The sequence below is a fragment of the Rothia nasimurium genome, assembly GCF_042660305.1.
Lineage (GTDB): Bacteria > Actinomycetota > Actinomycetes > Actinomycetales > Micrococcaceae > Rothia > Rothia nasimurium.
In genome coordinates, this window is sequence record NZ_JBHSTW010000003.1 from 108322 (window position 1) to 131924 (window position 23603).

23 protein-coding genes and 1 pseudogene are annotated in these 23603 nt (G+C 54.9%); 20 read left to right on the forward strand and 4 right to left on the reverse strand.

Translation table 11 applies throughout. The features are described 5' to 3' along the window. Window positions 1-8 precede the first annotated feature (8 nt). From ACFP6B_RS01810 to ACFP6B_RS01840, 7 genes are all read left to right on the forward strand, one after another. A complete protein-coding gene (locus ACFP6B_RS01810; RefSeq protein WP_377126044.1) occupies window positions 9-2000 on the forward strand; it encodes a hypothetical protein in 1992 nt (663 codons plus the stop codon). Next, window positions 1997-2623 (forward strand): ABC transporter ATP-binding protein, encoded by a 627-nt coding sequence (locus tag ACFP6B_RS01815; RefSeq protein ID WP_377126047.1) that lies wholly within the window; start codon window positions 1997-1999, stop codon window positions 2621-2623. The genes ACFP6B_RS01810 and ACFP6B_RS01815 overlap by 4 nt, the downstream gene beginning before the upstream one ends. Before the next feature lie 196 nt (window positions 2624-2819). After that, entirely contained in the window at window positions 2820-3479 is a 660-nt protein-coding gene (locus ACFP6B_RS01820) for an FtsB family cell division protein (RefSeq protein WP_377126050.1), read from the forward strand. A 43-nt stretch (window positions 3480-3522) separates the two neighbouring features. Then, window positions 3523-4104 (forward strand): DUF501 domain-containing protein, encoded by a 582-nt coding sequence (locus ACFP6B_RS01825; protein WP_377126053.1) that lies wholly within the window; start codon window positions 3523-3525, stop codon window positions 4102-4104. A 60-nt stretch (window positions 4105-4164) separates the two neighbouring features. Beyond that, window positions 4165-5121 carry a Ppx/GppA phosphatase family protein gene (locus ACFP6B_RS01830; protein WP_377126056.1) on the forward strand — a complete coding sequence of 319 codons (957 nt, stop codon included), beginning with the start codon at window positions 4165-4167 and terminating at the stop codon, window positions 5119-5121. 9 nt (window positions 5122-5130) lie between these two features. Continuing rightward, entirely contained in the window at window positions 5131-6555 is a 1425-nt protein-coding gene (locus ACFP6B_RS01835; RefSeq protein ID WP_377126059.1) for a S8 family peptidase, read from the forward strand. A gap of 190 nt (window positions 6556-6745) precedes the next feature. Continuing rightward, complete coding sequence (locus tag ACFP6B_RS01840) at window positions 6746-8131, forward strand: NAD(P)/FAD-dependent oxidoreductase (protein ID WP_237199316.1); 1386 nt, start codon at window positions 6746-6748, stop codon at window positions 8129-8131. A 101-nt stretch (window positions 8132-8232) separates the two neighbouring features. On the opposite strand, the gene ACFP6B_RS01845 is transcribed toward ACFP6B_RS01840, so the two are convergent. Continuing rightward, window positions 8233-8598 carry a helix-turn-helix domain-containing protein gene (locus tag ACFP6B_RS01845; RefSeq protein WP_377126062.1) on the reverse strand — a complete coding sequence of 122 codons (366 nt, stop codon included), beginning with the start codon at window positions 8596-8598 and terminating at the stop codon, window positions 8233-8235. A gap of 113 nt (window positions 8599-8711) precedes the next feature. Between ACFP6B_RS01845 and ACFP6B_RS01850 the strand changes: the two genes are divergently transcribed. From ACFP6B_RS01850 to ACFP6B_RS01885, 8 genes are all read left to right on the forward strand, one after another. Then, window positions 8712-8948, forward strand: coding sequence for a helix-turn-helix domain-containing protein (locus ACFP6B_RS01850; protein WP_167752221.1), 237 nt, complete (start codon window positions 8712-8714; stop codon window positions 8946-8948). Continuing rightward, complete coding sequence (locus ACFP6B_RS01855) at window positions 8948-10231, forward strand: hypothetical protein (protein WP_377126066.1); 1284 nt, start codon at window positions 8948-8950, stop codon at window positions 10229-10231. The genes ACFP6B_RS01850 and ACFP6B_RS01855 overlap by 1 nt, the downstream gene beginning before the upstream one ends. Before the next feature lie 135 nt (window positions 10232-10366). Beyond that, window positions 10367-10708 (forward strand): hypothetical protein, encoded by a 342-nt coding sequence (locus ACFP6B_RS01860; protein WP_377126069.1) that lies wholly within the window; start codon window positions 10367-10369, stop codon window positions 10706-10708. A 133-nt stretch (window positions 10709-10841) separates the two neighbouring features. After that, entirely contained in the window at window positions 10842-11447 is a 606-nt protein-coding gene (locus tag ACFP6B_RS01865; protein ID WP_377126072.1) for a hypothetical protein, read from the forward strand. An 18-nt stretch (window positions 11448-11465) separates the two neighbouring features. Next, entirely contained in the window at window positions 11466-12395 is a 930-nt protein-coding gene (locus ACFP6B_RS01870) for a helix-turn-helix domain-containing protein (RefSeq protein WP_377126075.1), read from the forward strand. Window positions 12396-12550: 155 nt separating this feature from the next. After that, a complete protein-coding gene (locus tag ACFP6B_RS01875; protein WP_377126078.1) occupies window positions 12551-13432 on the forward strand; it encodes a DUF2637 domain-containing protein in 882 nt (293 codons plus the stop codon). Window positions 13433-13567: 135 nt separating this feature from the next. Next, a complete protein-coding gene (locus tag ACFP6B_RS01880) occupies window positions 13568-14407 on the forward strand; it encodes a sigma factor (RefSeq protein WP_377126081.1) in 840 nt (279 codons plus the stop codon). Between the two features lie 147 nt (window positions 14408-14554). Next, entirely contained in the window at window positions 14555-14947 is a 393-nt protein-coding gene (locus ACFP6B_RS01885) for a hypothetical protein (protein ID WP_377126084.1), read from the forward strand. Window positions 14948-15243: 296 nt separating this feature from the next. Here the strand turns inward: ACFP6B_RS01885 and ACFP6B_RS01890 are convergent, their stop codons facing one another. Further along, complete coding sequence (locus tag ACFP6B_RS01890; RefSeq protein WP_377126087.1) at window positions 15244-15612, reverse strand: hypothetical protein; 369 nt, start codon at window positions 15610-15612, stop codon at window positions 15244-15246. Window positions 15613-15670: 58 nt separating this feature from the next. Between ACFP6B_RS01890 and ACFP6B_RS01895 the strand changes: the two genes are divergently transcribed. Beyond that, window positions 15671-16285 (forward strand): hypothetical protein, encoded by a 615-nt coding sequence (locus tag ACFP6B_RS01895; protein ID WP_377126090.1) that lies wholly within the window; start codon window positions 15671-15673, stop codon window positions 16283-16285. 28 nt (window positions 16286-16313) lie between these two features. On the opposite strand, the pseudogene ACFP6B_RS01900 reads toward ACFP6B_RS01895, so the two are convergent. Continuing rightward, window positions 16314-17143 (reverse strand): annotated as a pseudogene (locus tag ACFP6B_RS01900) (DNA adenine methylase). 111 nt (window positions 17144-17254) lie between these two features. On the opposite strand from ACFP6B_RS01900, the gene ACFP6B_RS01905 reads away from it, so the two are divergent. The 4 genes from ACFP6B_RS01905 (at window position 17255) to ACFP6B_RS01920 (ending at window position 23330) form a co-directional block, all read left to right on the forward strand. Continuing rightward, window positions 17255-17932 (forward strand): hypothetical protein, encoded by a 678-nt coding sequence (locus tag ACFP6B_RS01905; RefSeq protein WP_377126093.1) that lies wholly within the window; start codon window positions 17255-17257, stop codon window positions 17930-17932. Between the two features lie 390 nt (window positions 17933-18322). Beyond that, a complete protein-coding gene (locus ACFP6B_RS01910; protein ID WP_377126096.1) occupies window positions 18323-21391 on the forward strand; it encodes an LPXTG cell wall anchor domain-containing protein in 3069 nt (1022 codons plus the stop codon). A 304-nt stretch (window positions 21392-21695) separates the two neighbouring features. Next, window positions 21696-22556, forward strand: a complete 861-nt coding sequence (locus ACFP6B_RS01915; protein WP_377126099.1) for a sortase family protein — start codon at window positions 21696-21698, stop codon at window positions 22554-22556. A gap of 399 nt (window positions 22557-22955) precedes the next feature. Then, a complete protein-coding gene (locus ACFP6B_RS01920) occupies window positions 22956-23330 on the forward strand; it encodes a hypothetical protein (RefSeq protein WP_377126108.1) in 375 nt (124 codons plus the stop codon). On the opposite strand, the gene ACFP6B_RS01925 is transcribed toward ACFP6B_RS01920, so the two are convergent. Beyond that, window positions 23234-23563: a transposase family protein gene (locus tag ACFP6B_RS01925; RefSeq protein WP_377126105.1), complete on the reverse strand. Its 330-nt coding sequence runs from the start codon at window positions 23561-23563 to the stop codon at window positions 23234-23236. The two genes, ACFP6B_RS01920 and ACFP6B_RS01925, sit on opposite strands and share 97 nt — an antisense overlap. Window positions 23564-23603: the final 40 nt, after the last annotated feature.

Below are 23603 nucleotides of genomic sequence, written 5' to 3' on the forward strand. Positions count from 1 at the left end.
GGCGTTGTATGGCTTTTCTCAGTTTTCTAGCTGCAATTTTGATTGCCTTTTCGCTTTGGCAGGCCATGCAGGGTGTACAGTATTCTTACCCCGCTGGCAGTAATATCAGTTTTTCGCTCAACACAGCAGGTCAGCTTGAAAATAAACAGACTCTCACAAAGACTCTCAACGATTTAGCTCTTAAGCACGATACCAATATTTATAAAATAACCAGTGGGCAATCTGAAACCACTGAAACGCAACGCAACCTCGTAGTCTTTGGAAATCCTCAAAAAATTTCAGACCTGCATATTACAGAGGGAAAAATTCAGTGGGCTGCGCCAGAGGTTTCAGGGAACCTCGTCACTTATGACAGGCTAGGAGAAATCCCTCTTAGTGGTGATTATGTACTCAAAAATAATCCTGAACTAATTAGGGATATACAAGAAACACTTGCTCAGGCCGGAGTAGACGTTGCAATAGGTAACGAACTGAATCCCCTTGTAAGAAGCGCAAGCTTGGTCGCTCAAAGTGGTGCTGGTGCAGCTCTCATAGCAACAACCTTAGCCACTGCTCTACTTATGACAGGCTACTTTGCCCGTAAAATGCGAGGCCGTTCTATCCGGTATCTAGGCGGAATGACATACCGTCAAATCCATCGACAAGATATAGGTGCGACAGTGCCCCCGCTGGGAATAGGTGCTCTACTTGGGGTGGTTTTCTCAGCTGCGGGGCTTTACGCGATGACAAACGTTGCAACCCTGCATACATTGTTACCGTTTATAGCAGGAGCAGTGCTCTTCTACCTTGTAATTCTTTTTTTCCTTACCGGAGGAATCTCATGGGTTTGCAAACCGACGCTTCAAGCAGTGAGGGAACGCCGGGAAAATTATCGAAAAGTAACACTTTTGTTAGTACTTCTAGCGACTTTTGCTCTTACGCTGACTACATTCACAACTGCGAATACTTTGGCGCTTAGTAAAGCTGCTTACAGAAGTCTGACACAAGCTAAAGAGCTTGAACTCCTCGGTGATGCCTATGCTCTTAATATCAACTCAAGTTATTTCGACAACCCAGAAAATTCCGACCAATTGGAGCAAACGCTCAATACTCTCGAGGCGCAGGGTAACCTCTACCTATCCCTCGCTTTCAGCACTGCTTTTGAAGGAATGGAAACTACGAGCGGGGACGCATTTGATGATATCTTCCTAGTTAATACTGAGTATTTGGAAGCAACCGGAACTACTCCAGGGCTAGAAATAAGAGAGCTGGATCAAGATATCCTTCAGGGGAGCTTCATCGATTTCTGGAAACCCCAACTAGAGATTCTGTTGAAGGACCCCTCAACCTTCAACCAGGCTTTCTCCTTCTATACTCCTACCGAAGATCACATGGTTCTGGGGCTGGGAACAAACTTTCACTATGGGGGAAAGACCGTCGAAAGCTCTGATGCTTTAGTAGTGCTAGTTCATAATCCTGTTCAATACTTGCAAGTGAATGGGGCTCTTATGCCTCTGATGACCACAGGGAATGTATTCTTCGCTAATCCAGAAGAGACTATGCAAATATTTGAAGCGGCCCCCTTTTATGCTCAAGGTATTTACTCAGCGGACAGCATCAATGAGAACTCTCTTACCAAAGCCCAAGGGTTTTGGCAGGAACTAGTCTTTTACCTACTATCAGGAATCTTGCTTGTAGTTTCACTGATAGCCTTGGTTTACACCAGAGCACTTACTTGGGCTCGGTCTCAACGCGAGAGTATCTTTATTCTTCGTTGTGCCGGTAAGAGTTACCAAAAAATCGTAAATAATCCTCTACGTGTTCAGGTAGGGTACGGTGCTGGAGCTTTGCTGCTTGGAGCAGTCCTTGCTATAAGCATCGGTTCCTATTCAACTGCTATAGATGGAATACAGTCCTTCATCCTTATGCTAGGGCTCTATCTACTGCTCCTGGTATCTTCCTATATTTTTGTTACCCGTCGTGAATTCAAATCTGCTGTACTGCGAGAGGAACAATCATGACCCACCTTGAGGCACAAAATATCACTGTAGTTATAAGAGAGAGAAAAATTATTCAGGAAGTTTCGCTTTCTGCTATGCCGGGGCAGATTACGGCGCTTACAGGAGTCAGCGGCAGCGGTAAAAGCACCCTACTAGCTACCCTCGGTCTTCTCGTAACACCAACATCGGGAAAAGTTACTATTGATGGCCATGACACAAGCCCATGGCCAGAGAAGAAACGGGCCCAGTTTTGGGCTCAGAAGGCAGCCTTCATATACCAGGATTACGGAACATTGACTGATGAAACAGTCGGCGCAAATGTAACCCTCTCAGACCGGGATTTTAAACGTAACCGCCAGACTGTCGAAGAGGCCCTAACCCAGGTAGGGCTGGAAGGGCGTAGTCTAGAATCCGCAACCGTACTTTCTGGAGGCGAAAAACAGCGACTAGGTATTGCCCGGGCCTTGTATAAAAGGGCTGATGTTCTCTACGCTGATGAGCCCACAGCTTCACTAGATCACCATAATAGCCAACTAATATATGACTTACTCAGAAAAAGAGCAGACGCCGGTGCTACGGTACTTGTAGCAACTCACGATGACTGGCTCATCTCACGTTGCGATGCTGTCTACCAACTGCCGTAAGCAAAGAAACAAGGTAGACAATATGCCTTGTCTGCTCCCTCTCTAAGGTAAGAGAGTAAGGACGCCCGTGCCCCGGCCAGGTTGCCCCTGGCCGGGGCACTGCCCTTTAAGAGCGAAGGCAGGAACCGTTCAGCGGGTGCCCAGTTCAGGCGGTAAAATAGGAAAATCACGGACGAGAGGGCAGGAAGAGCACATTATGGCACGCACACCGGGTAAGAAACCCAACCCCATCGCAGCCTTCTTCGGCTTCGGCCTGGGGAAGCCGGCGTCCGCCCCCTCCCCGGAAAAGCAGACCAAACCCCGCCGCGCCCGGGCAGCTAAGCCCCTGCGCGCTGAGACCGCTGAAACCCCCGCACAGGAGCTGGCCACCCCGGTAGCCGCCCACTCCTTTAGCGGGCACTTCATCACTTTCGCCATCGTGTTGGTGATTATTGCCCTGTCGGTCTACAACCCCCTGACCTCCTTTATCCGTCAGAACAACGAAATCAACGACGCCAAAGCCAGCATCGCTGCCCTGCAAGCCGAGCAGGACTCACTAAACGCCCAGGTCAGCTGGTGGCAGGACGACAACTACGTCAAACAACAGGCTAAAAGCCGTCTCTTCTACGTACAGCCGGGGGAGACCCCCTACCTGGTCGTGGGTCTGGACTCCACCAGCGAACTAGCGGACGACACCAGCGCATCGGCTAAAACCGCCCCCGAAGACTCCTGGACCACCAAACTCTGGGGCTCCCTGCAACTAGCTGCTGAAGACACCTCCGTCAGCAGCCCCGCCCCCGAAAGCTCAAGCAGCCCGAGCGCCAGCACCTCAGCTACCCCGAGCGCAGAGCCCACCGCTACCGCCACCACCCGCTAGCGCCGGTAGACTAGAAAAACCAGCACCACCCTCTAAGGACACCATGACCACACCCGCAAGCACCGAGCACCAGCCCCAGGGCTTTGGCGTCACCGCCGAAACCCTCGCCCCCACCGAGCTAGATCTGAAAGTGCTCTCAGCCCAGCTAGGTCGCACCGTGCGCGACGTTGTAGAAATCCCGGCCCGTTGCGTCTGCGGCAACCCCCTGGTCGCCGCCACCGCCCCGCGCCTGGCCAACGGCTCACCCTTCCCTACCACCTTCTACCTGGCCCACCCCGTTATCACCGCCGCAGCCTCCCGCCTCGAAGCTGAGGGCGCTATGTACGAGATGACCGATGAGGTCACCGACGACGAGAGCAAGGCAGCCGCCTACCGGGGCGCCCACGAGAACTACCTGGCAGAGCGCGAACGCATTCGCGTCAAGGCCGGTCTAGAAGAAGTGCCCGAAATTGAGGGCGTTTCAGCCGGTGGCATGCCCACCCGCGTCAAGTGCCTGCACGCCGTGCTTGGCCACACCCTGGCTGTTGGCCGCGGCATCAACCCCTACGGCGACGCAACCCTCGACCTTATCGCTGAGTGGTGGACCCCCGAAACCTGCCACTGCGACCCCGCCTGGCGCGACTAGCCGCCCACCGGCGTCCGCCCCACCCTACCTAACCTGCCCTACGAGTCACCGGGAGTAACCATGCGCGTTGGCGCTATCGACTGCGGAACCAACTCAATTCGCCTGCTCATCGCCGAGGCCGAAGCCACCGAACACGGCTTTGTGCTCACCGACCTTGAGCGTCGCATGAAGATTGTGCGCCTGGGCAAGGGCGTGGACGCCACCGGCTGGCTAGCCAAAGAATCCCTGGAGCGCACTTTCGCAGCGGCCCGTGAATACGCTGAACTTCTGCGCGAGTACGGGGTAGAGCAGGTGCGCTTTGCCGCCACCAGCGCCACCCGCGACGCGGGCAACCGCCAGATTTTCATCGACGGCATCCGCGATATTCTGGGGGTAGAACCCGAGGTCATTACCGGGCGGGAAGAGGCAGAACTGTCCTTTGCAGGTGCCGTCTCGTCGGTGGGTAACACCGACGAGATGACCCTGGTGATTGACCTGGGCGGCGGCTCCACCGAGTTCGTGCTGGGAAACAAGGACGGCCTGGCCGCAGCTCGTTCGGTTGATATCGGCTGCGTGCGTATGACCGAACGCCATATTAGCTCCGACCCTGCCAATGTCACCCAGGTTTCCCGCGTCATTGCAGATACCGACCGGGCTATTGCAACCGCAAGTGCCTCCGTTGACCTATCGGCGGCCCGCCGCGTTGTGGGCGTGGCGGGAACCGTCACCACCGTGGCAGCCCACGCGATGGGGCTTGACGCCTATGACCCCGAAAAAATCGACCGCGCCGAGATCGCCATTAAGGACATCTCCCGGGCCGCTGCCGATATGGTCGCTATGACCAGCGCCGAGCGTGCCGCCCTGCCCTACATGCACGAGGGCCGGGTGGACGTCATCCCTGCAGGGTCGGTTGTCTGGGCCCGCATCGTTGAGCGCATCAGCGCCCTCACCGGGGGAGCGGTCACCAGCGCTATCGCTTCAGAAAAAGACATCCTCGACGGCCTGGCCCTCTCGGTAGCCGAACGCGCCAGCCGCTAGGAGTCGCCCATGGCCTTTCGGCGACTTCCCACCGGCACCGCCCTGCTCACCAGCGGCCTTGCCCTCACAACGGCCCTGGCCCTAGGCGTCCTACCGGCTCGTGCCACCACCGCTAGCCCCTCTGCCAGTGCTAGCCCCACAGCCAGCGCTTCAGCTACGGCGACGTCTAAGGCTAGCGCCAGCCCCAGTGCCCTGGCCTCGGTGCCCACCATCGCTGCACCAAAGGGCGACTCTATCCGTGCCCGCCAGTACTGGCTGACCCAGTACGGCTTTACCGACCTGTGGAAGCAGACCACGGGTAAGGGAGTGACGGTGGCTGTGCTCGATACCGGTGTGGACGGCACCCACCAGGACCTGGCAGGTAACGTAGAAAGCGGCTACGACGCCTCGACCGGAACCACCAAGAACAAGGGCTGGAAGGGCCTGGGCGTTGAACCAGAACACGGCACCCTGGTTGCCTCTGTCATCGCAGGCCACGGCCACGATGACGGCACCACTCCCGCAAACTCCGGTGAACCCGGGGAGTCCGCAGGCATGATCGGGGTAGCACCCGATGCCACCATTTTGCCTATTTCCCTAGAGCTCGGTACCACCAGCGCTACCACCCGCTCGGTCGACGAGCAGATTCCGGACGCCGTGCGCTACGCCGTCGATAACGGGGCCGATATCATCAACCTGTCTGTGGGCTCCGACAAAACCAGCTGGCCCGAATCTTGGGACTCAGCCTTTGCCTACGCCGAAGAAAAGGGCGTCATTATCATCGCCTCTGCCGGCAACCGCGGTGCTGGACTCACTCAGGTGGGCGCCCCTGCCACCATGCCCGGGGTGCTCACCGTTGGCGGCGTCGATAAAAACAAGCAGGACTCCTGGTCCTCATCCTCGCAGGGTATCTCTATCGCGGTCTCAGCCCCCAGCGAGTCCATGATTGGCGCTATCCCCAACAACAAGTACGCCACCTGGTCAGGCACCTCAGCCGCCGCCCCCATCGTTGCCGGCCTTGCCGCCCTCATCATGGAAAAATACCCCGACCTGACCGGCAACCAGGTAATTCAGCGCATCATTGCTTCCAGCGATGACGCCGGAGCGGACGGACGCGATGCCCTCTACGGCTACGGCATCATCAACCCCAAAGCCGCCCTGGCCAGCTCCACCCCGGACGACACCGACACCAACCCGCTCGGCTCCATGAGCGACTGGATCAACGTCCACCGCAAAAACACCGCCTCAGCTGCGCCCAGCGCCAGCGAAACCCCCGTGCACCAGGCCGGCGAAACCATCACAGAAGCAGCCGCCCCCACGCCCGTCCGCCCCGTTGAAGACTCCGGCATCCTACCCTTCATCGTGCTCGCCGCCTTCGCCCTCTGGGTCGGCATCATCACCTTCGGCTCCATCCACCAGCTCACCAACATCATCAAACGCAGCCGTCGCCGCTAGCCCGCGCCCACCTCATCTAGTCTTCATCAAATCTTCACCCTGCTCTGAAAGGCTAGACACCGGCAGGGCAAGAAACGCTCACAGCAAATACACCGCGCAAAACTATGCTTAAACCCCGCAAAAGTGGCAATATAAGCATGGAGACTTTTTGCCGGAACACCGGCACTACACCAACAGGAAGTTAACTCGCATGGCATTCAACAAGATTGCACAGGACCGCCCCCGCGTCCTCATCGTCGGCGGCGGCTACGTCGGCTTCACCGTCGCAAAGAAGATCCAGAAGGTCATCAAGGAGTCCGGCGGCGTCGTCACCGTTGTCGACCCCAACCCCTACATGACCTACCAGCCCTTCCTCCCCGAAGTAGCTGCAGGCTCCATGGAAGGCCGCAACGCCACCGTACCCCTGCGCCAGCACCTGCGCGACTCAGAAATCATCGGCGGCCGCGTCGTAGCAATCAACCACGCTACCAAGACCGCAACCATCGAACCCATCAACGCCGGTGAAACCTTCGAACTGACCTACGACGAAATCGTCCTGGGCGCAGGCGCCGTCACCCGTGCCTTCCCCATCCCCGGCCTGGCCGAGGTTGCCATCGGCATGAAGACTGTTGAAGAAGCAGTCTCCGTCCGCAACTGGGTACTCGAGCGCATCGAAATCGCCTCCCTCACCACCGACGAGGACGAGCGCCGCCGCGCCCTCACCTTCGTCATCGTCGGCGGCGGTTTCGCAGGCGTCGAAACCATCTCCGAACTTGAAGACATGGCTCGCGAAGCCGTCAACCGCAACGACCGCCTGCGCATCTCAGACCTGCGCTTCGTCATGGTCGAAGCAGCCCCCCGCATCATGCCCGAGGTCCCCGCAGACCGCGCCGAAAAGGTTGTCGCTGAACTGCGCGCCCGCGGCATCGAGGTCCTGCTCAACACCTCACTCTCCGACGCCACCGACGGCCACCTGCAGCTGATCAACATGGGCGACAAGTCACCCGCCGGTGAACTCGACACCGACACCCTGATCTGGACCGCCGGCGTTGCAGCGTCCCCCATGCTCAAGGACACCGACTTCCCCATCGACGAGCGCGGCCGCGTCCGCGTACAGGCCGACCTGCGCGTTGCAGGCGATGAGGGCATCATCGAGGACGCCTGGGCAGCAGGCGACAACGCAGCTGTACCCGACCTCTCCGGTGGCGGCGTCGGCGGCTTCTGCGTCCCCAACGCACAGCACGCCTCCCGCCAGGCCCTCAAGCTGGCAGAAAACCTGCTGGCCAAGCGCCGCGGCGAAGCACTGACCGACTACTACCACGAGACCATCGGCGTCGTCGCCGGCCTGGGCCTGTGGAAGGGCGTAGCTAACTTCAAGGGCAAGACCATCGGCGGCCCCATCGCCTGGCTCATGCACCGCGGCTACCACGGCACCGCTATCCCCACCACCGAACGCACCGCACGCGTCATGGCCACCTGGGCACTCAACCAGATCTTCGGCCGCGACACCTCATCAATCCGTCACCAGCGTTCACCCCGCCGCGCCTTCCAGCAAGCTACCGGCACCGCACCCGAAAAGACCAAGGCAAAGCTCTAGGAACTTTTCTGGTATAAAGGTATAAGCGAAAGCGCTCGCCGGGTAAGGCCCGGCGGGCGCCCGCTCAAGGCCCTATAGCCCAATTGGCAGAGGCAGAAGACTTAAAATCTTTGTGTTTTGAGTTCTGATTCGACTAAAGCCACCTCATAAGACGCTCCGTTCGGTATAAAACCGACCGGGGCATTTTTTTGCCCTTTTCCGTTGCCTACGAGCACTTCTGACTTGGGGATTCTGGCATTAAGAATCCCAGCACCTAGAAGCTCACCCAGGGAAATATCCATATGACCAGCAATAGCTAGTAGCTCTTCAAAGGTGAAGGCTGTTGCTCCGTTGTACTTCCTAGAAGCTGAGGCCGTAGTGATGCCCAAAAGCATCGAAAGATCTGTTTGTTTCATGCCTGCGCGAGACATCCATACTCTGACTTCTTGAGCGAGGGCCTGGCGCGGGGTTAGCAACTCCTTATTCATGTATTCCAGGCTAGCACCGAATAAGTTACTCGGCAACAGTGAAGCACAAAAAATTACACTGAGAGTAATAAATCTACTTGAAGAATCTATTTACTAGCTGTAGTTTTAACCCCATGACCTACACAAAAACCGTCGCCACAAACGTTAGAGCTGAAGCCTCACGACGCGGGGTAACAAGCCATGACATTGCTCAAATTTTAGGGATTTCATCCGCTGCTGTTAGTCGCCGCATGAACGAGAAAATTGAGTTCAAGATCAGTGAACTGGAGAAAATTGCCCTGCTGCTCGACGTGCCTATCGAGGTGCTCGTGGCGCCGGCACCTGCCTTCGCAAAGGCGGTAGCTAGCTAATGTCCAACAAAATTCAAGATTGGGCATGGAAGCAGCCTCTCAAGGCTGGGCCAAAACTGGCACTGATGGCTCTTGCAGATGAATCGAACGATCAAGGAATGGTATTCCTGGGGCGTTCTAAGCTGGCTATGAAAGTTGCAGGGATTGATGAAACGGCAGGCCCAGAAGAGGTTGATAATGCAGCTCGCGTTCTGCGGCGCCACATCAATGTGCTGATTGAAGAGAATTACATGATGACTGGGCGCCGCCAGCGTAAGTGGTCTCGCGGTAGGGCAATTGACGTTATTTTTCTAAATGTTCGGGGTGTGGAGGGCGTCCAAGTGTATGACTCTGAAGATGACGTTCCGGGCCAACTCCCTAACCCATTTCTTCTCAACAAGCCTGTGGATAACTCCGAAAATGTCTTACCGGACAATCTGTCCGGTAAAAGAGTTTCCCCTAGTCAGGATTTAGGGGACAATTTGTCCGGTAAGTCATATAGTGAGACAAATCCGATGTCTTACCGGACAAAAACGGACGTCTTACCGGACAAAAATGGTCATGAAAAACCGATTGCCTTAAAAGGAACGCGCGCGCGTATTAACCCTTTAAATAACCCATCAGTCAGTCCAGTCCTTAACTCAACACAAGAGCCCCCTGTGGAAAAAACGCAGACCGACGGACTGACCGACGGACTGACCGACCGAGGGAATCCCGAGGGAAAATTCTCACCGATCACCTCCGAGCCAATCAGCCCTGTGCTATCTGCTCCCGAGCTGCCGGGCTCGGCTTCGGAAGCGGAAGTCAGGGTTGCGCCGGGGTCAGCTGCGGCTACCCCGCAGCCGCCTGCTTCTGAGATTCCGGGCTGGATTACCCGCGGAGTCAATCACGCCACCCTCCGCCGACAGCTACACCAAGCCCAGCTAGAGACCGCCGGCATCAGCGAAAAGCTACTGGCCCAGATGATTACCATCGTTTTCTCTCGTGCTACCCAGCCTGTGCGCAGCCCTCAGCGCTTCGCCTATTCCTGCATCGCCAAGGAGTTCTACGAGCTGCTCTCGCTGGCTCAAGCTACCCTTGCTGAGACTCAAGACCCTGCCGCAACTGGTACTACTCCCGCCCCCAAGCGGGCCAAGCCCTCCTGGTGCCAGCTGCACAACCGCGAATACACTTCCGCCGCTTGCCCAGTCTGCTCCAACCCACGCATCGCAGCTCTAGAAGAGCCCCAAAACAGCCTCCTAGTGGCGCAAACCCCGAAAGAAGACCCGCCCTCAGGCGCAGGCATACCCCTCAAACGGCCATAAACGCCCCTCTAAGGCCCTAAAGCCTTTCCTTGGGGTAATGACACCACCGCAACAAAAATAGGCACTTAGAAGAGAAAATAACCTTTCTTGAGATTTCTCAACTTCGTGCCACCACTCACACAAAGGACACCCACCATGACCACACCCACCACCACTGCCACCAGTACCGCAACCTCCATGCACCTGAATCACGAGGAAGCTTTGCGCCTACACAGCGAGCTGCGCGGTGGAATCTACTGCACCGGGGCCTCCATGCTGCCGGTACTGGCCTACCGGGCTCGAACCTGGGAAACCCTGGGCTACGAGTCCTTCGAGGACTACCTCGAATGCGAGTTTGCCTCCCTGAATCTGACTCCACGCCTAGAAAAGCAGGCCGAGGCTATCGCTTTCTACGCCTCCTACGGAATGAGTATTCAAGCTATCGCCATGATTACCGGCCTGGAAGAAGAGCGGGTGGTTGCACTGGCTGGCCGGTAGGGGCACCTGGCGGATAAGCCAAACAGCACAGAATAGAAAACAACAAAACACAACGGAACAATGCAAAACCACATTGGCGCGTCAGAGCCCTCACCGTTGTGCCTTATCAAATACAGAAAGGACAAGAAAAACCATGACCAACGCACACCATGAGACCCCTAGCGGCGGCAAACATTTCAAAGTCGAAAAAATCTTCAACACAACCCCCACCAGCACAACCCCACAAACTGGAGAGCACATCCTCAGCGACCCCCACCTGGAGCAAAACACCCTTGCTCCTGAACCCACTACCGAGGAAGAAAAGGCTGCTATACCCTGGCACAGCCCTAAGGAGAGCGAGCACGGGTACGACGAAGCCGACCCCTGGGACAATCAGCCAGCCAATCTCACCGAAGAGCAGCACAGGCTTACAACCCTGATAGCAGTATTCAAGGAACTAGGAAAATCCCTCTTCAAGGTCCTTGCTTTTGCCACCTACACCCTTGCAGCATGCCCCTTCATTATCCCGCCCCTGTTTGCTGCCATCACCGGGGACCCTGACTACGTTAAATCCCTCTCAGAGCAAAACATCGAGATAATCCTGATGACTATGTTCTATATGGCCTGCTGCTACAGTGCATTCGCAGCCGTGATGTGTACCCGTAGGATTTTCAAGATTTCGCGCTCATCTCGGGTTACTGAATCTGCCCCCTTGGGTACAGCTTCGCCAGGTGTGTCTGGCAAGGCCACTGAGGCGTAAAGGACAGGAAAAAAGAGCATGGCAGCTGAATCGCACACCCTAGAACCGCTACCCAGTAGCCCGCAGGCCCTTGAGATTGCGGGCCGACACGAAGCACAAGAAATCACCCAAAAACTACGTGACTCACTGACCGGTATCCAAGAGATGATGATTGAAGCCTTCCGCAAAAAGGTCTGGCTCTCTCTAGGTTATGAGTCTTGGAATGAGTATGTGGCAGGTGAGTTCGCTGATTTGAAACTTGGCCCACCGAAAGAAGAGCGCGCCGGTGTGTTAGCTGGCTACTATCAAGCCGGGATGAGCACAAGGGCTATCGCTGCAGCAACCGGTCTGTCTAAAGCTACCGTCAGCCGTACCTTGAAACAGGCCAAAGAGACAGGGGAGCTTGAAGAGATCCCTGTCCTTGGCTTAGATGGGCGGGTGCGTAGCTACAGGCAAGAAGAGGAGGCAGAACCTCATGGGAGCTCTGGCCCTGGTGGGGAGCTTTTTGACCTGCCCGATGAGCTGCTTGATACCCCTGCCGTTGAGGTCGGTATCGGCTCCTTGAAACCACAGAAGAAGCGAGAGAAACCCCCTGCTGCTGAGAAGAAAGTTCCGGGCCCCCAGGGCCGTATATCATCAGCCCCGAAGACCAGTTCACAGCCGACAGAAGCAGCAGGTGCTGCACAAGATGGTGAGCCTGCCTTTGCTGAACTTCAAGGGATCATGGGGCACCTGAATGAAAGTATCAAAGCCCTGGGTATTGAGGATGAAGCTAAGAGGCCTTTTGCCTCCCAGGATTACCCCTATGCCCTTATTGAGCAGACCTTGCTGTGTTTAGGGTCGCTCTCTCACCTGCTGGCGCGTTTGAATCTTGAGCCTGACCTTTTAGGGCAAGACAGCAAAGTGGCGGATGTACTAGAGACCGTGGTCTCTCATCTCGATACCCAGCTGCTGCACCTGCGTAGCTAACAATCGGTATATCCGTCCATGAAAGTGCCCCCTTCCTCCGGATGGAAGGGGACACAGTGAAAACGTAAGAAAAATATGCGTAGCCCTTGGATAAGGTGACGTGACCCATATTCTGCTTGACCTCACCAGTCTAACAAGAAAAAGACAGCTTTTCTATGAAAAATACTCATACTAAGAATCAGGCAAGAATCAATCCGGACTCCAGGGCTATGCTCTGGTTCACTGTCCTGCTGGTTCTCCTGTTGGGGGTGACCTCCTTTATGGTCTCCTTCAATGGGTTGCACGATGTGGCCTCGTGGGTGGGGCTGCCGCCCTGGTTGCGGTGGACGGTCCCGGTTTTTATTGATATCGCGATTTTGGCCTATTCGATGGCGGCGGTGATTCACCGGGCCCGTGGTGAGGCTGTGGCCCTGACCTGGGGGACGTTGATGATTTTTACTTTGATCTCGGTGTTCGCTAATGGTGCTCATGCCCTGACGGTTGGGGGCGGGCAGTCTGCTGCTCAGTCATGGATTGGTGCTGCTATTGCCGCTGCTGCTCCTTTGAGCGTTTTTGCCGCCACTGAGGAGCTATCGCGTTTGGCTTTTGGTAAGCCTGAGGACGAACGGAGCTTCGAAGATACTAGCGGTGATAGTTCTTCTAGCGCTGGTCTGGCCCCAGGAAAGTTCGAGCGTGAGCTGCTAGCTGCTGGTGAGAAGAAAGTTCTGGGCCCTGGCGGTGTACCCGGTGCGGCAGAATTTGCTGAGCTTGAAAAGAATGAGGTTACGGCCGCTATTGAGGCGGATGCTGGGGTATCTCAGATTCAAGGTTCGCCAGAGACGGTAGAAGATGACGCTGGAGCAAACCTACATGAGGATGAAGCCGAGGGTGGGGATGAGGATGTGGTGAAACTGCGGGAGTGGGTTCGGTCTCAGCAGGAAGCCGGGCAGAAAGTAACTGGCGTAGAGGCAGCAGCCGTTATCGGAAAGTCAGCTAAAACCGCTCGAAATAAGTTGAAGCTTTTGAAAGAGCAGGAACCTGATTTGTTTGACGAGTAGGGTCTCTAGGCCGATTACGGGTAGGTAACTGGGTGGGTAAGAGCCACTGGCATCCTCACCACTAGAAGCCTGAATTATGCACTTATTAGAAAAAATACCTGAAATAATCTTTAGTGAGTGAAAGGGTGTTCCCTCATGGAACCTCGCAACCTTAGCTGGGGTGAAGAAAACCTGACTGCCTGGCAGAAAACACGTCCTGTCATAGCGCGTATCCTTGGCCCCTCTCATCAGGGGGCAGTTGATGATGTTCACCAGAATATCTACTTGGCTGCTAAGGACGGCTATGATCGCTTTGACCCTACCCTCGGTTCTTTCTCGCAGTGGATTACTGGTATTGCTCAGCGTCAAGCTCAGGCATATCTGAGGCAGAAGAACCGTCAGACTCTTTTGGAGTACAAGGCCTACGGGGACTCGCAGGTGGTATCTAGCTACATGCACACCGTGGCTGATGATATTGCTGATGGTGTGATTGCCCGGCTAGATACTGCCGTTAATATTTCTCATGTCTTGAAGGTGGTCAAGCTGGCTGTTGAGCCTCAGCTGTATGCCCGTTCCCTGAGTTTGATTCGTGATTATGAGGGGCAGGCTTCGGTGGCTGCTTCTCGTATGGGGTTGGAGGTTGCAGCCTTGAGGGAGTCTCATCGGAATGTTCAGGAGATAGCGCGGGTGGCAGACCGGGCCTTGAAAGGGCATTATGAGCGGGTGGATAAGGACGCGCCGGTGACGGTGAGGGAGGTTCTGGCCTGTTTCCCGCAAGATGGCGAGAATGATATGGAACGTACCTGGCTGCGGATCATTCCTTTAGCAGTGATGGGTGTGGGGGCTTTTGCCCTAGAGCGGGATGCTCTGGTGACGAAAGTGGCCCAAGTAACCGGGTACGCACCGGTGACAGTGCGGCATGCGGTGGCCAGGTTTGAGCGTCTATGCGCGGTCGCCAAAACCGTGCTTGAATCTGGCAGTGACATCATACAATGAGGCGGTGATTGGCCGTGAAATTTTAGAGATTTTGTAAATGCATGACCTCCCTGTACCTAGTACCAGGGCAGGGAAGCTAAGGGAGCGCGTCGGTCTGTCCGAAACGTTCCTGAGCTAGAACAATATCGAGAAGATAGGAAGAAACCAATGAGCGAACAGAATAAGAATCAAAAGGCTATAGCCCTACAGAAGGCCATTGAGGATTACTGTAGGGGTGTGGAACTAGAAGGAAGCACCGAGACAGCGGGCTCGGTACCCTCCGGGACAGGGCAAGAACCTGCTGCCCGGCAGTTGACGCTGGCTGATCATCTCATCTGGTTCGTCACTCGTATTGCCATTCCCTGGGCTGTTTCCTTCGCTGGTTTGGTGGTGCTGGCCTTGCGCTTCTCTGCTAGTATCGGTAGCTCCTTCCTGGTGCCCTTCTTTGAAAAAGTAACTCAGTACCAGTTCTTCGCGTTTGTGCTCTATGCGGTGGTGCTTATCTTCTTCCGCTGGGTGCAGGTACGTGATGGTAAGATCCCGGGGCGCTGGAGTATCTAAATTTTCTTTAACGGTAGTTCCCTCACCTGTGGTCTAGCAGGGAACAGACGAACCTGCCTTTTGTCTCTGAGTCCTAAGCCGACCCTGACCGCTCTCTTACCTGCCTACGGGGTCCTGGGGCAAGCAAAACCCCCGCCCTCTGTCGCGCTCTGCGCGTCAAAGAGAGGGGGGCGGGGGTTTTGTGCGGCAGCCGGTCAAGCGCGGCGCTTGCGCGGGGGTGTGGGGGCGGCGTTAGCCCCCACAGTTAGGGTGTTGGCGGAGAATGGTGTCACGGATTTTTGGCTTTTGGGGTGACATTAGAAGGCGCTCGGGTAAGAGACTAACTCCTCCCAGCTGGCAACCGGCCCCGGCATCCAGGCGTGTTGTGTTTCCTCAAGAATTTTCTCCACCCTCTGCTGGGTCTCTTCTGACCAGAGCGGAATATCATCCTCTCGAGTCCCTGCCCAGAATATCTTGCCATCACGTGTTGTTTCATGAGCGCTGGGTTCGATGAGGTCGTAGTACAAGAGTTTCATCTGCTGACAGGTGGATAGGTAAGGCAGTCTTAGGGCAAGGAGCTCATTGGGGTGAGTGGTCTTCTTGAAGAGAACTACGAAAAAAGTGTCGTATGGCACAAATAGGTGCAATTTATGCTTATACTCTTGTATGAACTGCTCTTGTTCCACAAAACATTTAATGCACTCTAGATGAGAGTCAACCATAATAAGCCCCAGGAGGTTTCAGATGAGTCAGAGAATACGCCGTAGCCTTGTGGCAATTTTAGCTCTTGGTGCGCTTATAGTCACTCCTGCACCCTCGCCTGCTGCTGAAGGCTACAACATAACAGAACCCCTGGCCACTATTAAGAATCCCAATGCTCCAGATGAACTTCCTATCCGCAGAGGCTATTACGATGCGGAAAAAGATCGTGGTTTCGGCTTTGATAAGGCTTACCATAAGCATGGTCTGACAAGTCTGGAGGCCATCAAAAAAGTGAGTGTTTCCCCTCAAAGCGAGTGGCAAGGGGACACCCTTGTGGCTAAGGCGTACGTAGGCAAATATACATGCAACGTGCTGACCTGCAACCTAGAAGAACAGCGAGAAGTAAAGGCTATCTTTACTAAGGCTACCAGGCATCATGATCTTAAGCTTGATTCGCCGCTTGGGATGATAACGATTTATTGTGAGAATCCAGATAAGGCGCCGAAGTGTCCTGAGTGGGTTCAGGATTCCATCTTGCGCCCGGGTACTCCTCTATCTGGAGTGGTTCAAGGCCAAAGCGGATCCATTGATGAAAACCATGTAGAAGAAATTACAGTTTTCTCATATGAACCTCCCCGTGAATCTGTAAGCAGATAGCTCCAACAGGGTGATATCTAAAGCACCTTCAACCTAGAATCAAAGCTTGAGGGTGCTTACCCCTGTCAAATAAGGAGAGAAGGGCAAGGTCTCTGTAATACTCTTCAAAACAAGAAGAATTATCTGTGGTGGCAAGAAGACTTCCTCCATGCCCGTGTGGAGGTTTAAGGGAATTAGACAGAAGAACCTTCACACCTCGTTCACTCAGATCGATGAAAACATCTCTTAGGCGTAGCTGCTCATCAAGCCCAAAACCATCGGGGGTATAGCTGGTAAAACTCTCTGTCGCTGATAGAGGAATAGAGGGTGGGTCGAAGTAGATAAAATCATTCGCCTCTGCTGCCTGCACAGCTTCTTGGAAGCTACCGTTGGTGATAGTGACATCATTGGTATTGAGGTGGGCGCTGATACGCCGGAGGTTTTCCTCATCCAAGATGGTGGGATTAGCGTATTTTCCGTAGGGGACGTTGAATTGGTTTTTAGAGTTGACGCGGTAGAGGCCGTTGAAGTTGACCCTGAGCATGTAGATAAGTCTGGCTGCTCGTTGAGTGCTGCTCATGTGCTCTAGGGTGCCGGTTCTATCTGCTGCTCGCAGGGTGAGGTAGTGCTCTTTAGAGTTACTGGCTGCGTGGTGCTTGAGTCCTGTGATGAGGCCTTCTATATCGTCTTTGATGCTTTGGTAGGCCAGGATAAGTTCGGTGTTGCTGTCGTTGATAGCTGCTGATGCTGGGGCTAGTTCAAGGAAGAGCGCCCCCCGACGAAGGGTTCAAAATATTTCCTGTAGCTGTCTGGGGCCTCTGAGAGGAGGGCTGGTAGTAGCTGTCTTTTGCCACCGACCCATTTGGTGAAGGGCTTCATGCTCGCTTGCTCTTTATCTGTCTAGGGAGTGAGGTACGGGTTTAAGTTTATCGCTGCTGGGAGGTAGCTACACTAGTGTGGGTGGTAATCGTGGAGAAGGAGATAGGTGATATGACGATTTCAGGTGCAGATCTCGACGCCTGGCTAGATGGTCTGGAGCTGGAGTGGACGGTCAAGCTGGCAGCGGAGAAGGGGCAGATAGCTTTATCGACCCTTGCCTTGCAGCGTAAAGAGAACCGGGTGAAGCCTCAGAATATTTTGAAGATAGCTGAGGGGTTCGGGCGTAATAAGTTACAAGAGCTTGCCCGTTTCAAGGGGTATGAGGCTATGTGGCCGGTTGAGGCTGCGGATGCATCCCCCTGGTATGTGTGTGTGCCTTTGGTTGATATTGTCACGGAGCTTCTGGTGCGGTCTGGTGTGGTGGATTACGCACGGGGGTATGCTCTTGGGGTGGCTTCTGATGCTTGTGACCGGTGGCATGATGTGGTTGCCGGTAGTGTTCAGCGTAAGGATGTTGCTCGGCAGGTGGGCATTCCGAAGAATCAGTATTCTCGGATGATTGTTGCTAATGAGTTGCAGTTTGACACGATTGTTGAGGTCTCTCGGTCTTTGGGGGTTAAGCCTCATGTTGGGTTGGTGGCCTGTGGATATCTAGGGTTGGAGGATATTGGAGTAGTGGATGTGAGGCGTTCTTTGGCTCAGGTGGATAGTGAGATTTTGCTGGGTGAGTTGGAGCGTCAGGATCGGTCTTTGGTGCGGGTGCTGGGTGATGCTGTAGAAGACCTGTAGCCGTTTCTTAGGTGGCGGGTGTCTTGTTATTCCAGAAAATATTTCGTAAAACTGTACTTATATAAAAAAGTGCATATACTTGGTTATGTTGGTTGTGGCTACACACGGCAGCTCAATCAACCTCCCCCTTCCGGCAGGAATCAGGGTGTGTGTATTTCCCTAAAAGGTATATGTGAGTGGTGAATAAGACCCCTGCCTGCTGCTGTAAGAACGCTTTTCAAGCTATTCTGCACCGCAGTAGTAGTGGCAGGCAGGGTACTCCCACTTGCTAGAAAGGGAAGAGTCATGCAGGCATACACTCGTTTTCCTGGTGTGAGGGAGAACAGTACTTCACACAAGAACTATAGAATCACTCGATTCGCACACCTACTGGAGAAAGGACACCCAACCGTGTCACCCACACACCTCAAGGTACTCACCACCAAAACCGGCGCACTAGCAGCCACCGGCCTAGTAGCCACTACCCTCTTCGCCTCCCTACCCGCCGCTGAAGCCCTAGACACCAGCTCCTTCGGCTCAGTTATCAGCGCATCCGAGGCCCAGACCATCACCCGCGAAGTCCCGGTCGATAACACCGCCCTGTTGGCCGCAGTTGAAGAAGCTCGCGCAGCCGGGCTGAGGGTCACCGAAGAGCAGGTCAAGACCATCACCACCGGCTCAACTGCTGAAGTCCAGGCAGCCCTAGACACCATCGCCGCTGAGGCAGAATCAAAGATCGCTGAGATTACCGCCAAAATCGCCCAGTACAAGGAAGAGACGGCCGCAGCCGACGCCAAACACGAAGCAGCACTAACGAAGTTCAAAAAAGAGCTCGCCGACTACGAGGCCAAGGTCGCTGAAGCTAAAGCTAATATCGAAGCCGGCGTATGCGCGCCCCCGCGAGTTGCCATGACCTTTGACCTCTCCCGCTCTTTCGATGCTAACGAGACTGCCACCATGAAGGGTGAGGCCAAGAAGATGGTCCAACGTCTCTCAGCTGTTGAGGGCGCTGAGGTTTCCTTCTTTACCTTTGCTCGTGACTCTGCGGTGAACTTCCAGGACACTGGTGCCGGTGAGGTGCCCGTTGGTGAAATCACCCCCATCTCAGGTAATCAGCCCTCGACTGTTTTCAACATTGGCACCGACGCCGGTAAGGCCGCTGCTTTGGCCTGGATTGACGGTATCGACAAGCACTCCAAGGACGCCCCCGTAGGCACCTCCGGCGATGAATGGAACGGCGTCAACTACCAGACCTTGGGCACCAACTGGGAAGCTGCCCTTGCCGCTATCGAAAAGCACCAGGCTGAAACTGGCGTCAAGTACGACACCGCCCTGCTGCTGACCGACGGCGCACCGAATACCTACACCGTAGACGGCCAGGTCGGTATTCACTCACCCGTGAACGCCTCCAACGGCTCAGACGAAGCATTTAACGCTGCCAAGGTGGTCGCTGACCGCCTGGAAGCATCGGGCACCGATATTATCCCTGTGATGATTCGAGACGAAGCGGTTGCTGACCCCTCACACCCCTTCCACTTCTCCTCTGACGAAGAAGGAATGATCAACTACATCAGGGGTATTTCCGGTGTAGCTTCACCGGGTGAGGGTCAGGATTACTTCATTGGTGAGCTTGATACTCTCGCTGACTCTATCTACCGAGCTGCCACTATCGCAGCGGAGAAGTGCATCGTGGATGATCCGAAGCCTGTTGAGCCTACCCGCGATACTGTTGAAGCACCCTCTGTGTCTTACGGGCTGACTAAGCTCTTTGCTCCTATCCCTGTGGTTGATAAGGTAGCTGCCGGTGAGGGTAAGAAAGTCATCGCCGGGGAAACCACCACCCAGACTGTTTCTTACGCTACCGGTTATAAGGCTCCTGAGTCCTTTGTCATCGGGGATCATATCTACTTCACTGAGGACGGCCGCATGCCTGTGAGCGTAGATATGGCCCAGGTGAAGGTCACTGACGAGACCGGGGCTGATGTCACCGAGCTCTTCACCATCACCGCAGAAGACGGCGTTCATAACGGTAAGGCTGGGCGTCAGATTCTGGCTACTGCCAAGAACCCCGCAGGTCTGAAGCTCAACCACACTTACACCCTGCACGTGAACCAGACCTCCCTCTTTGACGGTATCGCCGATACCCTCACCGATGCTGGTTTCGCTATCGTGAACGATGAGCTACAGTACACTTCGGATAAGACTTACCAGGAGCCGACTATCACCCCGTCTAAGGTTGATACCTCAGCTGTCGATGGTTCAAATATCGACGGTAAGACCGTAACCGTAGGGGACACCATCTCTTATAAGCTGGTTGAGGACACCACCGATTTGGTGGATACCACCACTGCGGTGAAGGTTTCGGGTATGGTTGATGATTTTGATGAGCGCTATGGCCAGATTGACCCCTCCCAGGTACGTGTCTATCAGGTGCCTGGTGATACTGATACTTCTACTCCTGAGAAGGTTTCAGCTGCCGTGAAGCTGGCAGCCGCTAAGGACGTTACCGGCTCCTACACTGTCACTAACGGTGAAATCGAGGGCTTTACCAATGGTGGGGCTGTGGGTATCTCGTCCATGATGAAGACCGAAGGCGAGGGCGAGGAACAGAAGGTTGTTCTGCCCATGGGCTACAAGTACATCCACGTACTGCCCTACACCGTCACCGCTAACGCTGATGGGGATATTCTCAATACTGCCTGGCAGGTGACCAACGGGGCCCGTACTCAGACTGAGACTGTGGCCAATAAGCTCAAGGAAATTAATCCCAGCAAGGACGTCGTCATTAAGGTGGGGGATAAGGACAGCATTGATGGGGCTGAGATTGCCCTGAACACGGTTTTCAATTACCAGCTGAACTCCTCAACTCTTCCCGCTGACCGCGCCGGTGTGACTGAGTCTTGGTCCATTGTTGATGATTACGATGAAACCAAGGATGCTTATGAGGGTAACTTCAAGGTTCTTTCTCAGCATTCTTTCGTGGATGCTGACGGTAAGACCGTAGAAGCAGGAACCGATATCACCAAGTTCTTCACCCAGACCCACGAGGGCGGTAAGGTCACCTACACCGCTAACGAGGCTTTCCTGGCGCTGATGTCGTCTGAGGCTAACCGCGCTACCGAGCAGGGTTTCAGCGTCTTTATGCAGGCCCAGCGTATCGGTGTTGGTGAGGTACTGAATACCTTTGTGGAGAACTACAACGGTGAGCAGTTGGTGTCGAATACGGTGAAGACTTTCACTCCTGAGCCTCCTGTACCGCCTGTTGTTCCTGAGGATCCGGCTGCGGTTCCGCCTGTTCCTGTCACCCCTGAGCAGCCTAATAAGCCTGTGATCAAGGGTGAGGGCGCTAAGACCGGTGGCCAGGCAACGGTTGCAGGCATTCCTGTAGGGGTGCTAGCTGCTGGCGGTGTGCTATTCAGCGCTGTTGTGGGTGCTGGTCTGTGGTTGTTGGTTGCTGGGGCCCGAAAGAAGAACAGCTAGCACCCTTTGAGTGTGCCAGCGAGGCATAGTACAGACTGGCTCTCTTCTTGCCCCCGCTCTCATCCCCCTGGGTGTCTTGGTTTAAATCCATTCTTTTGTACACGTGTGGTAATGAGTCATTGAGGGATTTTGCTCAAGACAGATACCCAAGGGGGGTGAGAGCCTAGGGGTAGGGAGGCTGTAGGTTCTGGTGCTACGCTGGCCTTTGATAGGGGCGGTGAACTCGTTTCAGGGTTCACCGCCCCCTCTCTTCCTTAAGGGGCGAAGACCTAGGAGCAAGGTAAAAAAAGGGGGAATAAGAACAATGACACAGAAGAAGACGATGACGGCAATGGTAGGTACTGGGCGGAAAGCGCGGGCGGTACTAGCTGCGGTGCTGGCTACCCTAGTGCTGGTGGTGGGTATTGGGCTGGCCGGTGGGTTCTTCTCGGGCTGGGTTATCAAGGATGGGCAGGTCTATGCCCCGTATCAGCTACGGCACCCGGAGGCGTCGGGTGAGGTCTTCGAGCAGGACGGCCAAGAATACTATGAGCCTGCCTATGGGTTCATGGCTGAGAATACTGACCCGACGGCTGAGTTTTCTACTCCGCAGGTGAAGAACCTAAACCCAGTACCTGCCCGGTGCACGGGTGAGGCGCTGGGCGAGGTGATCCCTGAGCCTGGTTCGTGGGTGGTGCCGTCTTTGTCGGATGGGGCTGGTGGGTATGCTACGGGGTATTTCACGGATGGGTTGTTTTCTGATGGTATTCCGTCTGCTCCGGGCGGGGAGCGGTCGGTACTATCGGCGCCGTTGGGGGCTAAGGGTAAGGCCTCTGTGTTGGCGGGGCATGTGAATATGGATTTCCCTGATGACCGGCTTTCGGGGTGGGGGTTGTTGCACTATATCGATGCGTGCGCGCATGTGTATATCACCGATAGTGACGGGGTGACGCGCGAGTACCAAGTGATAGTGATTGACACGATTAAGCAGGGAGAGACTGAGACTAATCCTGGCTTGTGGGGCTCTGCTGAGCTGACCCCGGAGGAATGGGCGAAATATGGCACAGACGAACTGGCGTGGTTGCTGAGCTGTTCGGGTGCTTTTGTGGGGGATTCGGGTGTGGGGAATACTTTTCTTTTCCCGTATACGGATAACCTGCGGGTCGGTTTGGCGCCTGTGGGGTAGGCTCTGACGTGGGGATACATAAGAATACATAAAAAGTAAAGGAAGGTGGCTTTCGAAGCTATCTTCTAACGAGATATAGAGGCTTATTCATTAGGGTAGGTTGAGCAGGCTCACAGCGAAGCTTCTGGCTCGGCGGCTAGTGTGAATCGCCTAGTGAACGAAGCGAACCAAGCGAGAGGGGCGGCGGCAAGCGTGAACCTGCGGAACCCCTTATGAATTAAGCCTCGTAGATTCTTACTCCTGATGCAGCATGACGCGGTACATCTCTTGGGACAGTGGCACCACTGCAAGATTTATTTGAAAATAGTGTACAGGTGGTGTTATTCTCAGTTGCTACAGGCTAGCAAGGCTATCAACTCTGCGTCGGTAGCATCATCAAGAACAATGAGGTTTTGAATCATGAAATGTAAGAAACTCTTTGCAGCCGTAGTTTCCTGCGGAATGCTTGTAGGATCTCTATTCCTTGCTGGGCCCGCTACTGCGGCTGCTGATGAAGAGATGCTGTCGGTAGTATCTGCTCCTGTAGCGAGTACTGTCTCAAGTTTGGAAGCTCAGTTCTACCCAGAGGGGCGTGAGGCTGAACCGCAGTTCAAAATTAAAGCCGGAAAGTTTGCCGTCCAAAAAATTCGGGACTATCTACGCTCGGGAAATATTGATGATGCTATCAAGAATGAGGCTTATTCAAAAGTCCCACCCGCAGCCAAAAACACCAACCCCCGCACCACCGAAAACACCCGCCCATACAACCCCAACGGCCGCCTAAACCCCGTATGAAGAATCCGCCAAGTCTTGATGTGAGCGATAACCCGCTCCACCACCGACCGCAGCCGATTCAGCACCCGATTATTCCGCCTCTGCTCCCGACTCAGCCGCTGACCCGGCTTGCGCCTGGCCGGGGTAGCTAACCCCAACCCGATATAGCCCTTATCAGCCACAGTGCTCTCATCAAGATATCTTTCCAAGCTATGATGTTTGAAGGCGTAAGCATCATGCCTGGCCCCGGGCACCGGGTCTGTGATAGCCAGTAACTTTCCATCCAAGGTGCAA